Raw genomic sequence first — 14,991 nt, 5'->3', positions numbered from 1 at the left:
GAGTGTTTTGGCAAAGTGGGAGCGGTCCATCGCATTTCAGTCAATGCGATGGTGCTCTGCTAATTGGTGTGGAATCTGGTAAACCTTTTACACCCAGTGGCTTAGATCGGATTTGCGTGCAACAGGCTGTCCATCGACATTTTTTGCGGTGCAATGGCCATACCGTCGCGCAGCCTGTCGAGCCCGGCGTACACGATCTTTTCACCCGGTTTTAAACCTTTGGAAATGAGGTAGTAACGTCCGCTGCGGTCCGCCACCGTCACCGGGCGGCCTTCCACCTTGTTGCTGTCAAGTACGGTGTATACGAACACCTTGTCCTGCAATTCGAACGTCGCTTCCTGCGGGATCAGCACCGATTTCGCGAGCTGGCGCGGAATGCGGACCCTGCCCGTGTTTCCCGAGCGCAGCAGCCCGTTCCCGTTCGGGAAAGTCGCACGGAAGTTGATGGCTCCCATTGTTTTATCAAATTGGCCTTCAACGACTTGTACTTTTCCTTTTTGGGGATAAATGCTGTTGTCGGCCAGCACGAGTTCAACCGGCGGGATATGCTTGATCTTCTGTTCGATCGTATTTCCTTCAAATTCCTGCTTGAAATCGAGGAAGTCGAGCTCGCTCATCGAAAAGTAAACGTAGATATCTTTTGTCTCCGAAAGGACCGTCAAGGCCTCCATCGTGCCTTTTCCAACGAGGCTGCCGGTCTTATACGGGATCGTTCCGATATAGCCGTCGGCCGGCGCGGTGATGGACGTGTAACCGAGGTTGATCTTCGCCGCGTCGACAGCCGCTTGCGCCTGGGCTACATTCGCTTTGGCGGCGTCATAGGCCGCTTTCGCGCTTTTCACCTGAACATCGGAAACCACCTTGTTGGCGACGAGCGGGGTCAGTTTGTCGACATTGATCGAAGCACTTTCCAAAGCGGCTTTGGCCGATTGGAGGCTGGCTTTGGCGGTATTGAGCTGCTCGGTGTAAGGACGGGCGTCGATATGGAACAGCACCTGGCCCTTGTGTACATAGGCGCCCTCGTCTACCGAAATGCGGTCGAGGTAGCCATCCACCTGCGGGCGGATCTCGATGTCGCGGCTGCCCTGGATGGACGCCGTAAATTCGCGGTGCGAGGTGACCTCGTGATCGCTAACAGTGATAACCGGCAGGGCCTGTGCCGGCGGTGCCGACTCGGGGGCATTGGCGGTGGAGGAACCGCAGCTGTATATCAGTGCGGAACCGGCGGTTAGTAACAGAAGTGCGGCTAGCCCTTTAACTGTTTTTACTTGGTTCTTTTTCATGGATGTGGACGATTTTTTGCGGTGTTAATCAGTTGTTTGCGAATAGGTAGTGAAGTTATTATTACTAACGGTGTTAACCTTAAAGAAAAAAAATTTAGAGATTTTTGATGAATGCGTTTACAGTGTCGTCCATTACTTTTTTGTTCATCTGAGTGTCGTCGATATCCGAGCAGCGCATCATTACGATCGAAATCAAGCCGTGGAGTACTGACCAGAACGCATGAATTTTAAAGCAAGTTTCCTCATCGGAAGATTTATTATCTTTTACGATTCCTTCAATAGCCTCGCCTATGTGATCGCGGAAGCTGTTGAACTCCGGTTTCGCTTTGCCCGGGCTGGAACAGGGCATTCCCAAACCGTACATGAGCTGATAGTATTCGGGATTTTTGAAAGCGAAGGTCCAGTAAGTTTCGGCGTGGGCCCTTAGCCGCTCCTCCGGATCTGCGTATTTACGCTTGTCTTTTTCCAATAATCTATCGAGTAACCGGAAACCATCCATAGAAAGTTCAAAGAGGATCGCTTCTTTATTTTCGAAGTGATCGTAGATCACCGGTACGCTATATTCGATGGCATCAGCTATCTTCCTGATTGACAGGGATTGCCAGCCTTCTTCCTTCACCAATTGCAAGGCTACCGCCAGGATATTGGTGCGCATATTTTCTTTCTGCCGTATTTTTCGTTCGAGGATTCCCATGGTAATTCTCAGATTTACCTAACGATGTTAGCAAAGGTACGGCGGCTTTTCTGAAATACCAACCGATGACCGGTAACTCACAGGTTACCTTTGCCTTTCCCGCACAAATGTTAAAAATCGTGCCCGTGGGGCATTGTCACGGTTGGAGCGCCTGGGCAACAGGCATTTCAGTTTTCCCAAAAAGCCTTTCTTCCATCCGACGGTCGTGGCCGTACACATCCTTGCGGAACTGCAAATTGCCGTGCTGGTCCACCCACGACGTGAAATAGCCGATGAATACCGGCACCTCGTTCTTTCCGCGCAGCCGCACATATTTTTCCTTGCCCGAATTCATGGCAGCCGTGATTTTTTCACTCGTCCACGTGCTATCGCGGCGGAGCAGCCATTCGGCCATCTTTTTAGGCTCTGCAAGCCGGATGCAGCCGTGGCTGAATGCCCGCTGGCTTTCTTTGAACAAACTTTTGCTCGGAGTATCGTGGAAATAAATGCTGTAACTATTCGGGAAGAGGAATTTAACGAGCCCCAGCGAGTTCGATTTGCCCGGTTTCTGCCGCACCGAGCCGCCATTCCATTCCATATTATGCCGTGCCAGGTAGTTCGGGTTTTTCTTAATGCCCGGTAAAACTTCTTTTTTGAGAATGCTCGTCGGCACGTTCCAGTAAGGACTGAATACGACCTGGTTCAAAGTGCCTGAAAAAATGACAGTACTATTGGCCTCGGAACCGACCACTACCACCATATCAAATGACAATTTGCCATCCTCATAAGCGTGCAAGGTAAATTCCGGGATGTTAACCAGAATGTAGTCGGTAGGCGGGGCGGCGGGCATCCAGCGAATGCGCTCCATATTGATGAGCATCTGGCGGATACGCGCCGTGACCGGCACATTCAGTTCTTTGAAAAACGCAGGGCCGGTAACGCCGGTTTGCTTTTGTCCTACGCGCTGCTGGAAATGCTTCACGGCGGCCGTCAGCGTGGTATCGAAAACCGGTGTGCTGTCCGGCTCCGGCAGGTCGCCGAGCAAATGCAGGCGGGTTTTCAATGCCGTGATCAGCGTGTCGCGGTCGCCCTCGCGGAATTTTTTGTCCGTATCCACGGCTGCCGGTTCGCCGTTTTTAGTGATGGTATAATATTCTAATACTTTCTGTTTCAGTAAATTATAGTGGCGGTTCACAGGTTCGTAGGCTGCCACATTCTGACCTTTGTTTTTGAGCAAAGAATCCAGGAAAACTTCCGGGTTGAGCTTTCGGCGGGGAATGAACCAGTTGAGCTCCTGCGTATTGATCCGCTTATCGCCGGAGTAAGCGAGGTCGGTGTAGCGGAAAAATTGTTCGGTCAATGCGAGTTCCGTTTCGATCACCAGCGGATTGTCCGGGCGGATTTTTTTTAGCTGCGAAAGCGAGTCGATCGCCTTGTCGAGTGCGGCATTGTACAAGGAGCTGTCGCCGGAATAATGCACGTAATCGTTCCGCAGGCTTCGGAAAATGGGCACGAACTCGGCCATGCCGTCGGGGAAAAACCAGGCGTACTGGTAGTTCCGGTGGTTGTAGAAACTGCGCATCCGGGCGGTCAGGCTGTCGTCGGGCGCATGCGCGCCCACGTACGATGCGAATGCCGTGGTGTCGATGAACAGCTCGGTGAATGAGTTTTGGACGGTGATCGTGGTGTCGCGCACGGCGATCTCCGTTTTCTTCTCGGATGCGGTACGGCATGCGGCCCCGACAAGTGCGAGGGCGATGAACAATGCGATTTTCTTCATAGTTGTGGCAAGGTCGCGGATCGTACCAATATAGTGCCTTTACGTATAGTAAGGATTAGATTTTTATTATAATCCGTAAAACCCCGTACACGAGCGGCCGATTCGCGCTTTCTTTGCTGCATTAATTGATACATCTAATCAACAAACTCATGACGCTCCTCAGTTTTGCACTTCGGATCAAGGAAGTCAGGGATTTGCAAAATTCCTACGCAGCCACGCGTGATATCAACGTCCTCGCCCGCCTGAAAGATATGGAAAAAGAGCTGGACAGGCTGATTCATAGCATTGTAACAACACCGCGAACCCTCCTCTAATGCCTCTCGCCAAGCCGTGAAGCGACATCGCTTCACGGCCCACGCGTCACAGCTGCACAGCGCCGCGCCCCAAACTTCACAAATTGGTAATGCACGCCCCGGAACTTGCTTTCCGGCTCCGGACTTTATAACTTATTCGGGGCGATCGCGCCGGCACTTTTGCGATCGCCTGCACGCTATGAATGAGAGACAAAAGCGGCTGAGGGAGCGACGACTGATCAAGCTTTCCATCGTCACCGGCTCGGCTTTTACGGTCTGGGCCATCGTCGTCGGCATCGCCGGCGACTCCAAATCCATTATTTTCGACGCCCTCTTTTCGATGGTGGGCATCAGCCTGTCGGGCGTATCGCTGCTGGTGAATAATTTCGTCCGCAAGCCCGACGACGACGATCTGCCCTTCGGACGCGCGCAGTTTGAGCCGTTTTCGATGACCTTGCAGTCGGCCGTGATCATATTTCTGTGCCTCTACTCGCTGGCGACCTCGGTGATGGACATCATCAGCGGCGGCAAGTTCGTGGAGCTGGACATTGCATTGCCCTATCTCATCGCGTCGATCATCGGATGTTTTATTCTTTGGGTGTATTTCAAAAGAAAAGCATTGCAAATCCGCTCCGAATACGTGCGGATCGAAGCCACCGAATGGCAGCTCGATGCCCTGCTGAGTACGGGTGTGCTCGTGGTGCTGTCGCTGGGCTATTTCCTGCGCGATACTTCGCTGGCGTTTCTCATTCCGTACCTCGACCCCGGGATGGTCATCCTCATTTCGATCCTCTTCCTGCGCATTCCGGTGCGGACATTCCGGAAAAACATCCGGGAATTGCTGCAATTCGCGCCCGACGACGAGGTGGAGGAAATGATCCACCGCGAGGCGGAAGGGATTTCGCAGCGCTATGGTTTTATCGATGAATACGTGCGTGTGGCCAAAACCGGCAGCAGCTACACCATTGAAATAGACTTCCTCCTGCCCGAAGCGCTCGCGCATACGCAGGTGAAAGAACTGGACGCCATCCGGCAGGAACTGTATGGACGAATCCGCGGCGACTATAAAATGTGGCTTACGATCTCGTTCACCACGGAGCGTAAATGGATGATCTGACGAAAATCAGCGCCTGCGGCCCAGCTGCATTTGTTTGGGCGTCACCCCGAATTTTCTTTTAAATGCCTGAATAAAATTGCTTGCCGTCGTGTAGCCAGCCACCTCCGCCACGGCTTCCACCGACATGCCCGCATCGAGCAGGAGCTGCCGGGCGTGCAGCATGCGCTTTTCGTGCACGAGTTCATACACGCTCGTGTTATACTCCCGCCTGAACCCCTCGCGGATCTGGTGTTCCGAGAGCGGCGAATGCTTTGCAACAGCTTCCACGGAATCCACCGAGAGGAATTCGGAGCAGAGGTAATCGTAAACTTCCGCGAGTTGCCGGGTCGTTTCACGGTCTGCGTGCGATGGGGAATGCTCATTGCGGTGCTGGTGCAATTGCAGTCCCAGCAGTTCGAGGATTTTGCCATTTACATACATTTCCCACAGGTCCTCGGCCACGGGCGGGTGCAGGATGCGGTGCAATATCGAATGCATTTCCGGCGTCACCGGCGCGCCTTTCCCGAAAAGCGCCACAGGCTGGCTGCTTTCCAATGCGTGGGCGAGCTTGCTCGCAGGGTTGCCGTTTTGTTGCAGGAATTGCAGCAAATGCTCTTTTTTGAGGATCAATGCAAGGTATTCAAAGCCATTCTGGCGATTGTAGAAAATGTCCGAGTGGAAGTTTTCGGAATAATAAATGTCATATTCTGCGGGGCGCAGCGGATGATCTCCTGGTATGTCCCGGAAGCGGGCGTTGGAAAAGCCTTTTAATTGAAAATGCAGGCTGATATGCGGGTCGCTCGTCATTCCGCGTATTTGCATATCCTCCAAAAAATCCGCCTGGAACCGGATAATCCCGAAATTGCGGGCATAAGTATTCCTCACCCGGTGATTCACGAACGGCAGCCGCGGCGCATCGTGCTCGAAAGTATCTACCGAAGGTTTGGTAAGAAACTTCCTGCCCGCGATCTCCCTGTACGATTCATTGTCAATGATATAGGCCATATACAAAATTCAATGTTTTTATCGGCTATCCCAATACTTTCCCGGGCCGGTCGCTCATACCTTTGCCCGAAATTGCATTCTGATAGTCATGAGTATTTTAGTAACTGGCAGCGCGGGGCATTTGGGCGAGGCGCTGATGCGGACATTCCGGGCGCAGGGAACACCGGCCATCGGTGTGGACATCAAGCATTCCGAATACACCGACCGGGTAGGGAACATTGCCGACAGGGATTTTGTCAAAGCCGCCATGCGCGGCATTCGCACCGTCATTCATACCGCTACCCTGCATAAACCGCACGTAGCGACGCACACCAAGCAGGATTTTGTAGATACCAACATTACCGGTACGCTCAACCTGCTGGAAGAAGCGGTAGGAAGCGGCGTATCGTCATTCGTTTTCACAAGCACCACCAGCACATTCGGAGCGGCCATGAACCCGGCGAAAGGTGCCCCGGCCGCGTGGATCACCGAAGAGGTGGTGCCGCAGCCCAAAAACATTTACAGCGTAACCAAGCTGGCCGCCGAAAGTCTCTGCGAGCTGTTTCACCGTAAAACACGCCTGCCGGTGCTGATCCTGCGCACCTCGCGCTTCTTTCCCGAGGACGACGACAATGCCGAAACGCGCCGTCTTTACAACACTCCCAATGTGCAGGCGCTTGAATTGCTCTACCGGCGTGTGGATATCGCCGACGCCGTTTCCGCGCATCTGTTAGCCATGGAAAAAGCCGGAACGATCGGTTTCGGCAAGTACATAATCTCGGCAACCACGCCGTTCACGCAGGCGCATCTGGCGCAACTGCATACCGATGCCCCGGCGGTCATCCGCTCGTTGTACCGGGAAAGTGAGTCGCTGTTCACTGCCCACGGCTGGAAGTTCTTCCCGGAGATGGATCGCGTGTATGTGAATGAGCGCGCGCGGCGCGAGCTGGGATGGGCGCCGGTTTATGACTTCGCGCACGTGTTGCGCTGCCTGCGTGAAGATACCGATTTCCGCAGCCCGCTTGCGGTGCAGGTCGGAAGCAAGGGCTACCACGACGAGCAGTTCGATGAAGGGCCGTTCCCGGTGGAATAGCCGCTATTTCCTGCTCGCCGCGATCACCGGCATCACAAACTGCCACGCCGCATTCGCCGGTTCTTCATGCTCTCTTTTGACGATCTGGTCGAGTTTTTTCAAAATATCGGGGTGGCTGGCGGCGACGTCGGTGCTTTCGCTGCGGTCGGTTTTGAGGTTGAAAAGCTGCCACGGGTTGCCGGGGTTTTTCCGTAAATCGGTTTTAACGCCCTTCCAGTCACCCATTCGGACGGCAATCTGGCCGCCTTTTTCGGGGTATTCAAAATAGAGGAATTCGTGTTTTTTCTGCCGGTTGGTTTGTCCTAGCAGTTCCGGGAGGAACGAAATGCCGTCGGTGGGCGGCGAGGCTTGTCCGGTGAGCTCGGCCAGGGTAGGCATGAGGTCGAATTGGGCCGAAACGTGGTCGCTCACCCGCCCTGGTTTGATTTTCCCCGGCCACCGGACGATAAACGGCTCGCGGATCCCGCCTTCGTAAACGTCCATTTTCAATCCGCGCAGCCCTGCCACGCTGTTGAAGAATTGCGGGTTTACACCGCCATTGAAAGTGGCCCCATTGTCGCTGCTGAACATCACGATGGTGTTATCGTCCAAACCGAGCGCTTTCAGTTTGTCCAAAATGATACCGACCTGGTCGTCCAGGAATGTGATCATGGACGCGTAAGTCGATAGCGGATATTTGGTGGACGCATAATTCTTCTCACCGTAATAAGGCTTCTCATCAAACTGTCCGATGTATTTTTTGACATATTCATCGGGGGCCTGCAACGATACGTGCGGGAGCGTGTAGGGCATATACAGGAAGAACGGGCCGGCCTTGCTCCGGTCGATAAATGCTAATGCCTTTTCGGTCATTTTTGCCGGCGCATATTCTTTTCCTTTGAAAGATTCGAAATCGGCGTCGGTGGCTTTGGCCGGATCGAGCTTCCGATGGATGTCCTGCCAGGGCTGCGCGAGCGTATCCCAGCGATCGTTCTCCCACAAATGCGACGGGTAGAGGTTGTGCGCCTGCTTCTGATCGAGGTAGCCGTAATAGTAGTCGAAGCCCTGCCGGGTAGGCGTGCCTTCGGTGTTGTTCATTCCCATGCCCCATTTGCCCGTGAGCGCGGTGGCGTAGCCTTTTTGTTTGAGCAGCTCGGCGACGGTCAACTCGTTGGCCGGCAGGGGCATTTGCCCGCGTTCCTCCTCATCCCGGAAGCCGCCGAGTTCGAAATTGCCGCGGATGGCGGAATGTCCCGCATGCTTGCCCGTCATGAGCATGGCACGGGCAGGCGCGCATACAGGCGTGCCCGTGTAGTGCTGCGTGAACCGGATGCCTTCTTTCGCGAGCCGGTCGAGGTTCGGCGTTTTGATCTTCTGCTGGCCGTAGCAGCCGAGCTCGCCGTAGCCGAGGTCGTCGGCGTAAATGTAAACGATGTTCGGAAGCTTGTCGGGCGCTTTTTGCGCCTGCGCGGTGCAGGTGATCGATATCGTCAGTAAAAACAGGTTCAGGAGTTTCATTGGGTGTGATCTGGAATTCGAAAAGGGGGAATTTAACCAAAATTTAACCACGCTAACGGGCAGTGAACCAAAAATATACCTTGCTATATTTGTCGCCGTATTTAATGCTAAACCCATATGTCTGAAAAAGCCAACCCCGGAGCCGCCAGGCAGCCGGGTCTGTTCAGCTTACTGGCTCCATACAAGGGGTTGATCGTCATGCTGTTGCTGTTTGCGTTGGCCAGCAACGGTATCAACCTCTGGCTACCCAAGCTGGTGGCCGACGGGATCGACGATTACACGCACGGGCATTTCGACCTCAATCATACGCTTGTCCAATTCACCGGCGCGGTGGTTTTCATATTCGTCTTCGCTTATCTCCAGAGCGTAATCCAGACCTACGCCTCGGAAAAAGTAGCCCGCGATCTCCGTACAAGGTTGTCCGACAAGATTTCGAAACAAAGCCATGCATTCATAGAACAAACAACCGCCGCCAGGCTGCTGACCAACCTCACCGCCGATGTAGATTCGATCAAGCTCTTTGTCTCCCAGGCCATTGTGGCCATGGTGTCGTCGGTATTCATCATTATTGGCTGCGCGGTGCTTTTGCTGGGCATTAACTGGAAGCTCGCGTTGACGGTCCTGGCCATTATCCCGATCATCGGCGGGATGTTCGCCATTACCCTCAAAAAAGTACGCACGCTATTTGTTCAAAGCCGCGAGGTAATCGATTGGCTCAATAGAATCATTAATGAAAGCATTTTGGGCGCTGCGCTGATCCGCGTCGTCAATTCGCAGCAGCTTGAATATGCCCGGTTTCTTGAAGCGAATACCAAAGCGAAGGGCTTCGGGCTGGCGATCCTGAACCTGTTTGCCGCGCTGATCCCCGTGGTCACATTCACCGCCAACCTTTCCATGCTCACGATCCTCGTGCTGGGCGGGCATTTTGTGATTGAAGGCGATATGACGCTGGGAGATTTCGCCGCGTTCAACAGCTATCTCGCATTGCTGATCTTCCCGATCCTCGTGATTGGTTTCATGAGCAACGTCATCGCACAGGCCACCGCGTCATTTCAGCGCATTTCCGGCGTAATCAATATGCCCGATCCGGTAGAAGCCGGTGCTTCGACGGCATTGCTGCGCGGGGATATCGCATTGGATCAGGTAACGGTGCTGTACGACGGGAAACCGGCGCTGAAAGACGTCAGTCTTACCGTAAAGGCCGGGTCCAAAATCGCCGTCATCGGGCCGACTGCGGCCGGAAAAACGCAGTTGCTGTACCTGCTCACCGGCCTGATCCGTCCGCAGGAGGGACGCATTACATTCGACGGGCAGCCGATCGACCATTACGACAGCGAATCGTTTCACCGCCAGGTAGGCTTTGTTTTTCAGGACAGTATCATTTTTAATATGAGTATCCGGGAAAACATCGCATTCAGCGCGACCGTGACGGATGAATCGCTCCGCAAAGCGATCGATACGGCTGAGCTAACGGCATTCATCGGAACATTGCCCGACGGTCTGGATACCATCGTGTCGGAGCGAGGCGCAAGCCTTTCCGGCGGGCAGAAGCAGCGGATCATGCTCGCGCGGGCGCTCGCATTGAACCCGAAAGTGCTTTTGCTCGACGATTTTACCGCGCGGGTCGATAATGCGACCGAAAAGAAGATACTGGCCAATGTAGAGCGGAACTATCCGGGTATTACGCTGCTTTCGGTGACGCAGAAAATCGCCGCGATCGGCCACTACGATCAGATTGTGGTGCTCATGGAAGGCGAATTGATCGGCTGCGGCACGCATGAGGAACTGATGCGGACGAGCCCGGAATATGTGCAGATTTTTAATTCGCAACAAAGCACGAGCAACTATGAAGTACGATCTTAACCAACTTTCGGAGGAGCAGCAGAAAACCTCCACCTGGAAGGCGCTCGGCAAGTTGCTGGAACTGATTGCTCACGAGAGGGGCAACCTAGCACTGGCCGTGTGCGCGATGACGCTCAATACGGCCGTGAACCTGTTCGGCCCATTCCTGATCGGCCACGCGATCGACCGCTATGTGGTCACGAAGCAATTTCACGGTCTGCTGGTTTTCGGCAGCATTTTGCTCGCTATGTACCTGCTCGGCCTGGCCACGGCCTACACCCAGACGAAGCTGATGGGTGGAGTAGGGCAGCGGCTTCTTTTTACCCTCCGAAACGCCATTTTTAACAAACTACAACAGCTCCCGGTCGCATTTTTTAACCAAAACAAAGCCGGTGACCTCATTTCGCGCGTCAACAACGATACCGATAAGCTGAACCAATTCTTCTCGCAATCGCTCATGCAGTTTATGGGAAGCATTTTCACGATGCTCGGTGCGGGGATTTTTCTGCTGGTGATTAATGTCAAACTAGGCTCGGCCACGCTGGCGCCGGCGGTGGTGATCCTGGTTTTTACATTGATACTCTCGCCCTGGGTGAAGGCCACGAATGCCCGGAACCTTCAAAGCACAGGTGCGTTGAGTGCCGAAATCCAGGAAAGCCTCAACAACTTTAAGGTGGTGATCGCATTCAACCGTCGCGACTATTTCAGGCAGCGTTTCCAGGTTGCCAACATCGACAATTACCGCACGTCCATTCGGGCTGGCCTTGCGAACAATGTTTTTTTGCCAACCTATTCTTTGTTTTCCAATCTCGCGCAGCTTGTGGTGCTGGCCTATGGCATTCACCTGATCAGTATCGGGGAGTTTACAGTGGGGTTGCTGGTGAGTTACCTCGCCTATGCGGTTAATTTTTACAATCCATTGCGCCAGCTGGCGGCATTGTGGACGAGCTTCCAGGTGGCTATGGCCGGCTGGGACCGTGTCTCGCAAATCCTCGCGCTGGAAACAGACCTGGTGACGCTATCCGGGTCGGGCAATGGGCGGGGCAATGCTTTGCTGGAATTCCGCGACGTGCGGTTCGGTTACGACAGCCGCGAAATCCTGCACGACGTCAATTTTACGCTCGAACGCGGCAAAACATACGCACTGATCGGCCCGACGGGTGGCGGCAAAACGACCACCGCCTCGCTGATCGCCCGCCTGTACGACCCGCGCGAAGGAACCGTCCTCCTCGACGGTCGCGACATCCGCACGTACACCCCCGAAGAGCGCAGCCGGAAAATCGGTTTCATATTGCAGGAACCGTTCCTTTTCAGCGGCACCATCCGCGAAAACATTCTTTACGGCAACGCGCATCTCACAAATTACTCCAACGACCAGCTCGAACAGGTGATCCGGAATGCGAACCTGGGCGAAATACTGGCCCTTTTCGAAAACGGGCTGGAAACCAAAGTCTCCGCCACAGGCGACAGCACCAGTTTAGGTCAAAAGCAGCTCATCGCATTCATGCGCGCCGTCCTCCGCAGCCCCGAACTCCTGATCCTCGACGAAGCCACCGCCAACATCGACACCGTAACCGAAAAGCTCCTCGGCGACATCCTGAAACAGCTTCCGGCTTCCACCACACAGGTAATCATCGCCCACCGCCTGAACACCATCGAAAACGCCGACGAAATCTTCTTCGTCAACTCCGGCGAAGTAAACCGCGCCGGCTCGCTGGACGACGCGATGGGGATGCTGTTGAAAGGGAATCGGGCTAGTTAGGGCTGCGTGACTTGATTTATTTGCTGAATGAGGGGCATCAGATCGAAATACATAGTTCTGAAACCGTCGCTCGGAGGATTTTCTTCGTCGGGATTAGTAAAGCGAAATCCGAGTTTGTAGTAAAATCCGGACGCGTCGTATGGCTGGCCCGGCAGGTCTGCGTCGTACAATGCATCCACCGTCAGAAATCTGATGCCCAGCCTTGGAACCAGCTCCAACACGACATATTCCATCGCCCATTCCATCAGGCGGCTTCCCGAGCCCTTTGCTCTGGGATCGGCAGCCAGCCATCCCACTTTGACGGCAGGAAATGTGGTATAGCGGACATCCTCGTCGATCAGGATTGGCGTTCCCATCGTCAGCTTGTCAGCCAGTAGTGTAACGTAAGCGGCAAGGCCGTCCCGGCAACTCAAAAGCCAGCATTTACTGGTCGAGCTCCTGAGTTCGTTCCGGATTTTTTCACCTTTAATATAGGATACAAATTCCCCGCGACCGCAACGGAAACCCTTTCCAACGTCGGGTTGGTCAGGGTTGAATTCGATTACATCGTGTTTGGAAAAATCTATCCCTGAAAATTTGGGATAGGGCATTACTTGCGGCTGTCTGACTTGTGTTTTTTGATACGGTTGGTGATCCGGTGAATCGTGGCCCAGGCTTGCTCATTGGCCAGATAGCCGCCTGTTTTGATGGCTTGTGAGAGAGCTTCGGCCTCGCGCCCAGTAACCGGTTTAGAAACGGTGTCGCCTGAATATTTCATCTTGTAAGATTTTGGATAGATGAATTCAGTGTTTTGGAACGCGAGTTTTTACAAATTTACAAAATCCCAATGCATTTCGTATCAACATGCAAAAAGTGTTGACTTACACCTACCACCGTCGTTCTTTCAACCCGGTCATATAGAGGTCGTAGCCACCCTTGCCGCCAGGGCGGTTGGAGGAGAAGATCATCAGGTGGTAATTGAAATTGGGCAAGCTGGGGAGAATGGGGCGGTATTCATTGTGGGCGGTGTTGATCCGCGGGCCCGCATTGACCGGCGCCGACCATTTGCCGTCGATGTATTCGGAGTAGTAAATGTCCTCGCCGCCCTGCCCACCGGGACGGTCGGACACAAACACCATTACGTTGTCGTACAGGTAAGGGCACTTGTCGTTGTAGGCCCCCGATAGTTCGTCCATCTTTCGGATTTCGTATTTGGAAGGGTTAACCAGGCTTTCCAGCGTAATTTCCTCACGTTCGTCTCGCGGGATCGTTACTTCGAAAATATCGAAATTGCCGTCGCGGTTGGAGCAGAAGTAGATTTTATCTCCCATAAATGAAATCGTCGGATACGCATCGTCGGCCGGGGAATTGAGGTATTGCACGGGTGCGGGCGCTTCGTCTCCTTTTTGGACGTATTTGATGTCCATATCGCCGGACGCGTCGTCGGCATAAAACAGCCACAGACTTTTTGTGTTTCCAACGGATGTGTAATCGCGGTAGTGCGACATCAGGCGCGGGCCATACACATTAAAATTGCCGTTTGCCTTGTTGATCAGCTGCGCGGCACCCGAAAAGCTTTCATGGTAATCTCCGCCCGCGCGCTCGGTGCCTTTTTTGAGTTGAAGCCCTTTGTCGTACTCCATGAATGCCGGGAAGTACACGAGGTTCAGCAAATCCTTCCTCTCTCTTTTGGAGGAAAATACCAAATGCGTTTCGCCATACCGATTGGACGGCAGATCGGAGTTATAGTCGTCATACTCGGAATTGAACTCTTCCAGATTGACGACGTCGGATAAAAACTTGCCGTCTTTTCTATCCGGGTCCATTCCCGGAGGCCAGCAGCCGGCGACCAGAAGCAGGATAATGGCAGGAAGGGTCCTTCTCATATCGGCGATTTTAAGTTTGTATTCGCATAGACACATGAATGCCGCCGATCGTTGCGAAATCAACCTGAAATCGCGTCACAATGCGCCAGGAGGCGTAGGACGTCCTGCTCTTTGGCAAAATCGACAGGGTGAGTTTTCAGATATTGATCGATCTCCTTTTTATGGGCCGGGTACAGCTTTCGGACGTTTGCCGGAGTGGTGATGTAAAACCGGTTGTTATTGTCGATCAGGTAGTAAAGGGAGCGGTAGGTGAGCAGGATTTCGGCATCGGCATTGAGCTTTTTGCTTGTCGCCGCCTGATCGCTGGAATACGAACGATAAGTTGTGACCGAAGACGCCGTGTAGGAAATGCCGTAGGGGCCGCCCTTTTCGGTGCCGATCCTCGCCAAGACCTCCCGCTTGCCGAGGCTTGCACGGCTGAATGTTTGCACTACTTCGCAATATCCCCACCGCTTGTCGAACCGGTACGATTTATCGCCGATCGAAAGGTTTTTAAGCAGTTCTTTGTCGATGATTTCGAGGGTATCGCGCTTATAGTCGACAAAGAAAATATGCCCGCCAACATAGTTGTAATTGAAATTAGCCTGCGCCACACGCCCGTTCGAAAACTCGGCTTTACCGGGTTTGAACTGGCTGAACTGATACCGGTCGGCGTAGGGAATGACCTTGTCGGGATATTCGCCCGCTTTCACTCTGAACACCTTGGGTGTCTGCGACCAGGCCAGGGCCGGGCATGCAACGAGTAGCGAGCAGATCGCCCGAAAGAGCTGGGTTTTCATGGGAGGACGTTTTGTATTGAGCTAAAAGGCCCGAACTGCTGCGA

Annotated in this window: 14 protein-coding genes; 5 read left to right on the top strand and 9 right to left on the bottom strand. The window is 53.6% G+C overall.

The annotated features are described in order from the left end of the window. Positions 1-101: 101 nt before the first annotated feature. From DFER_RS10695 to DFER_RS10685, 3 genes are all read right to left on the bottom strand, one after another. On the bottom strand, positions 102-1,283 hold the full coding sequence (locus DFER_RS10695) for an efflux RND transporter periplasmic adaptor subunit (protein WP_015811648.1): 1,182 nt from the start codon (positions 1,281-1,283) through the stop codon (positions 102-104). Positions 1,284-1,377: 94 nt separating this feature from the next. Then, a complete protein-coding gene (locus DFER_RS10690; protein WP_015811647.1) occupies positions 1,378-1,977 on the bottom strand; it encodes a TetR/AcrR family transcriptional regulator in 600 nt (199 codons plus the stop codon). 136 nt (positions 1,978-2,113) lie between these two features. Then, on the bottom strand, positions 2,114-3,736 hold the full coding sequence (locus DFER_RS10685; protein ID WP_015811646.1) for a L,D-transpeptidase family protein: 1,623 nt from the start codon (positions 3,734-3,736) through the stop codon (positions 2,114-2,116). Between the two features lie 149 nt (positions 3,737-3,885). Between DFER_RS10685 and DFER_RS30095 the strand changes: the two genes are divergently transcribed. Both DFER_RS30095 and DFER_RS10680 read left to right on the top strand, forming a co-directional pair. Continuing rightward, positions 3,886-4,050 (top strand): hypothetical protein, encoded by a 165-nt coding sequence (locus DFER_RS30095; protein WP_015811645.1) that lies wholly within the window; start codon positions 3,886-3,888, stop codon positions 4,048-4,050. A gap of 178 nt (positions 4,051-4,228) precedes the next feature. Then, on the top strand, positions 4,229-5,146 hold the full coding sequence (locus DFER_RS10680; RefSeq protein ID WP_015811644.1) for a cation diffusion facilitator family transporter: 918 nt from the start codon (positions 4,229-4,231) through the stop codon (positions 5,144-5,146). A gap of 6 nt (positions 5,147-5,152) precedes the next feature. On the opposite strand, the gene DFER_RS10675 is transcribed toward DFER_RS10680, so the two are convergent. Then, positions 5,153-6,130: a helix-turn-helix transcriptional regulator gene (locus DFER_RS10675; protein WP_015811643.1), complete on the bottom strand. Its 978-nt coding sequence runs from the start codon at positions 6,128-6,130 to the stop codon at positions 5,153-5,155. A gap of 88 nt (positions 6,131-6,218) precedes the next feature. On the opposite strand from DFER_RS10675, the gene DFER_RS10670 reads away from it, so the two are divergent. After that, a complete protein-coding gene (locus DFER_RS10670) occupies positions 6,219-7,202 on the top strand; it encodes an NAD-dependent epimerase/dehydratase family protein (RefSeq protein ID WP_015811642.1) in 984 nt (327 codons plus the stop codon). Between the two features lie 3 nt (positions 7,203-7,205). On the opposite strand, the gene DFER_RS10665 is transcribed toward DFER_RS10670, so the two are convergent. Continuing rightward, positions 7,206-8,699: an arylsulfatase gene (locus DFER_RS10665; protein ID WP_015811641.1), complete on the bottom strand. Its 1,494-nt coding sequence runs from the start codon at positions 8,697-8,699 to the stop codon at positions 7,206-7,208. A gap of 117 nt (positions 8,700-8,816) precedes the next feature. Here DFER_RS10665 and DFER_RS10660 point away from each other — a divergent pair, with 117 nt between their 5' ends. Together DFER_RS10660 and DFER_RS10655 are read left to right on the top strand one after the other, a co-directional pair. Then, complete coding sequence (locus DFER_RS10660) at positions 8,817-10,562, top strand: ABC transporter ATP-binding protein (protein ID WP_015811640.1); 1,746 nt, start codon at positions 8,817-8,819, stop codon at positions 10,560-10,562. Continuing rightward, a complete protein-coding gene (locus DFER_RS10655; protein ID WP_015811639.1) occupies positions 10,546-12,303 on the top strand; it encodes an ABC transporter ATP-binding protein in 1,758 nt (585 codons plus the stop codon). Before DFER_RS10660 ends, DFER_RS10655 begins: the two co-directional genes overlap by 17 nt. Here DFER_RS10655 and DFER_RS10650 read toward each other — a convergent pair. From DFER_RS10650 to DFER_RS10640, 4 genes are all read right to left on the bottom strand, one after another. Then, the gene (locus tag DFER_RS10650) at positions 12,300-12,893 is read right to left on the bottom strand and encodes a GNAT family N-acetyltransferase (RefSeq protein WP_015811638.1); all 594 of its coding nucleotides are present in this window, start codon (positions 12,891-12,893) and stop codon (positions 12,300-12,302) included. The two genes, DFER_RS10655 and DFER_RS10650, sit on opposite strands and share 4 nt — an antisense overlap. Then, positions 12,893-13,060: a hypothetical protein gene (locus DFER_RS30090; RefSeq protein WP_015811637.1), complete on the bottom strand. Its 168-nt coding sequence runs from the start codon at positions 13,058-13,060 to the stop codon at positions 12,893-12,895. Before DFER_RS30090 ends, DFER_RS10650 begins: the two co-directional genes overlap by 1 nt. 109 nt (positions 13,061-13,169) lie before the next feature. Beyond that, positions 13,170-14,168, bottom strand: coding sequence for a PD40 domain-containing protein (locus tag DFER_RS10645; protein ID WP_041736320.1), 999 nt, complete (start codon positions 14,166-14,168; stop codon positions 13,170-13,172). 59 nt (positions 14,169-14,227) lie between these two features. Beyond that, positions 14,228-14,947: a hypothetical protein gene (locus tag DFER_RS10640; RefSeq protein WP_015811635.1), complete on the bottom strand. Its 720-nt coding sequence runs from the start codon at positions 14,945-14,947 to the stop codon at positions 14,228-14,230. Between the last annotated feature and the right edge of the window lie 44 nt (positions 14,948-14,991).

The sequence above is a fragment of the Dyadobacter fermentans DSM 18053 genome (assembly GCF_000023125.1).
In the GTDB taxonomy this organism is placed as follows: domain Bacteria; phylum Bacteroidota; class Bacteroidia; order Cytophagales; family Spirosomataceae; genus Dyadobacter; species Dyadobacter fermentans.
The sequence above is the reverse complement of the archived record's forward strand: the minus strand, read 5'-3'. Positions and strand labels throughout refer to the sequence as shown.

Coding starts and splice junctions, on each gene's coding strand:
- DFER_RS10695 (WP_015811648.1), bottom strand. CDS start 1,283: ATGAAAAAGAACCAAGTAAAAACAGTTAAAGGGCTAGCCGCACTTCTG.
- DFER_RS10690 (WP_015811647.1), bottom strand. CDS start 1,977: ATGGGAATCCTCGAACGAAAAATACGGCAGAAAGAAAATATGCGCACC.
- DFER_RS10685 (WP_015811646.1), bottom strand. CDS start 3,736: ATGAAGAAAATCGCATTGTTCATCGCCCTCGCACTTGTCGGGGCCGCA.
- DFER_RS30095 (WP_015811645.1), top strand. CDS start 3,886: ATGACGCTCCTCAGTTTTGCACTTCGGATCAAGGAAGTCAGGGATTTG.
- DFER_RS10680 (WP_015811644.1), top strand. CDS start 4,229: ATGAATGAGAGACAAAAGCGGCTGAGGGAGCGACGACTGATCAAGCTT.
- DFER_RS10675 (WP_015811643.1), bottom strand. CDS start 6,130: ATGGCCTATATCATTGACAATGAATCGTACAGGGAGATCGCGGGCAGG.
- DFER_RS10670 (WP_015811642.1), top strand. CDS start 6,219: ATGAGTATTTTAGTAACTGGCAGCGCGGGGCATTTGGGCGAGGCGCTG.
- DFER_RS10665 (WP_015811641.1), bottom strand. CDS start 8,699: ATGAAACTCCTGAACCTGTTTTTACTGACGATATCGATCACCTGCACC.
- DFER_RS10660 (WP_015811640.1), top strand. CDS start 8,817: ATGTCTGAAAAAGCCAACCCCGGAGCCGCCAGGCAGCCGGGTCTGTTC.
- DFER_RS10655 (WP_015811639.1), top strand. CDS start 10,546: ATGAAGTACGATCTTAACCAACTTTCGGAGGAGCAGCAGAAAACCTCC.
- DFER_RS10650 (WP_015811638.1), bottom strand. CDS start 12,893: ATGCCCTATCCCAAATTTTCAGGGATAGATTTTTCCAAACACGATGTA.
- DFER_RS30090 (WP_015811637.1), bottom strand. CDS start 13,060: ATGAAATATTCAGGCGACACCGTTTCTAAACCGGTTACTGGGCGCGAG.
- DFER_RS10645 (WP_041736320.1), bottom strand. CDS start 14,168: ATGAGAAGGACCCTTCCTGCCATTATCCTGCTTCTGGTCGCCGGCTGC.
- DFER_RS10640 (WP_015811635.1), bottom strand. CDS start 14,947: ATGAAAACCCAGCTCTTTCGGGCGATCTGCTCGCTACTCGTTGCATGC.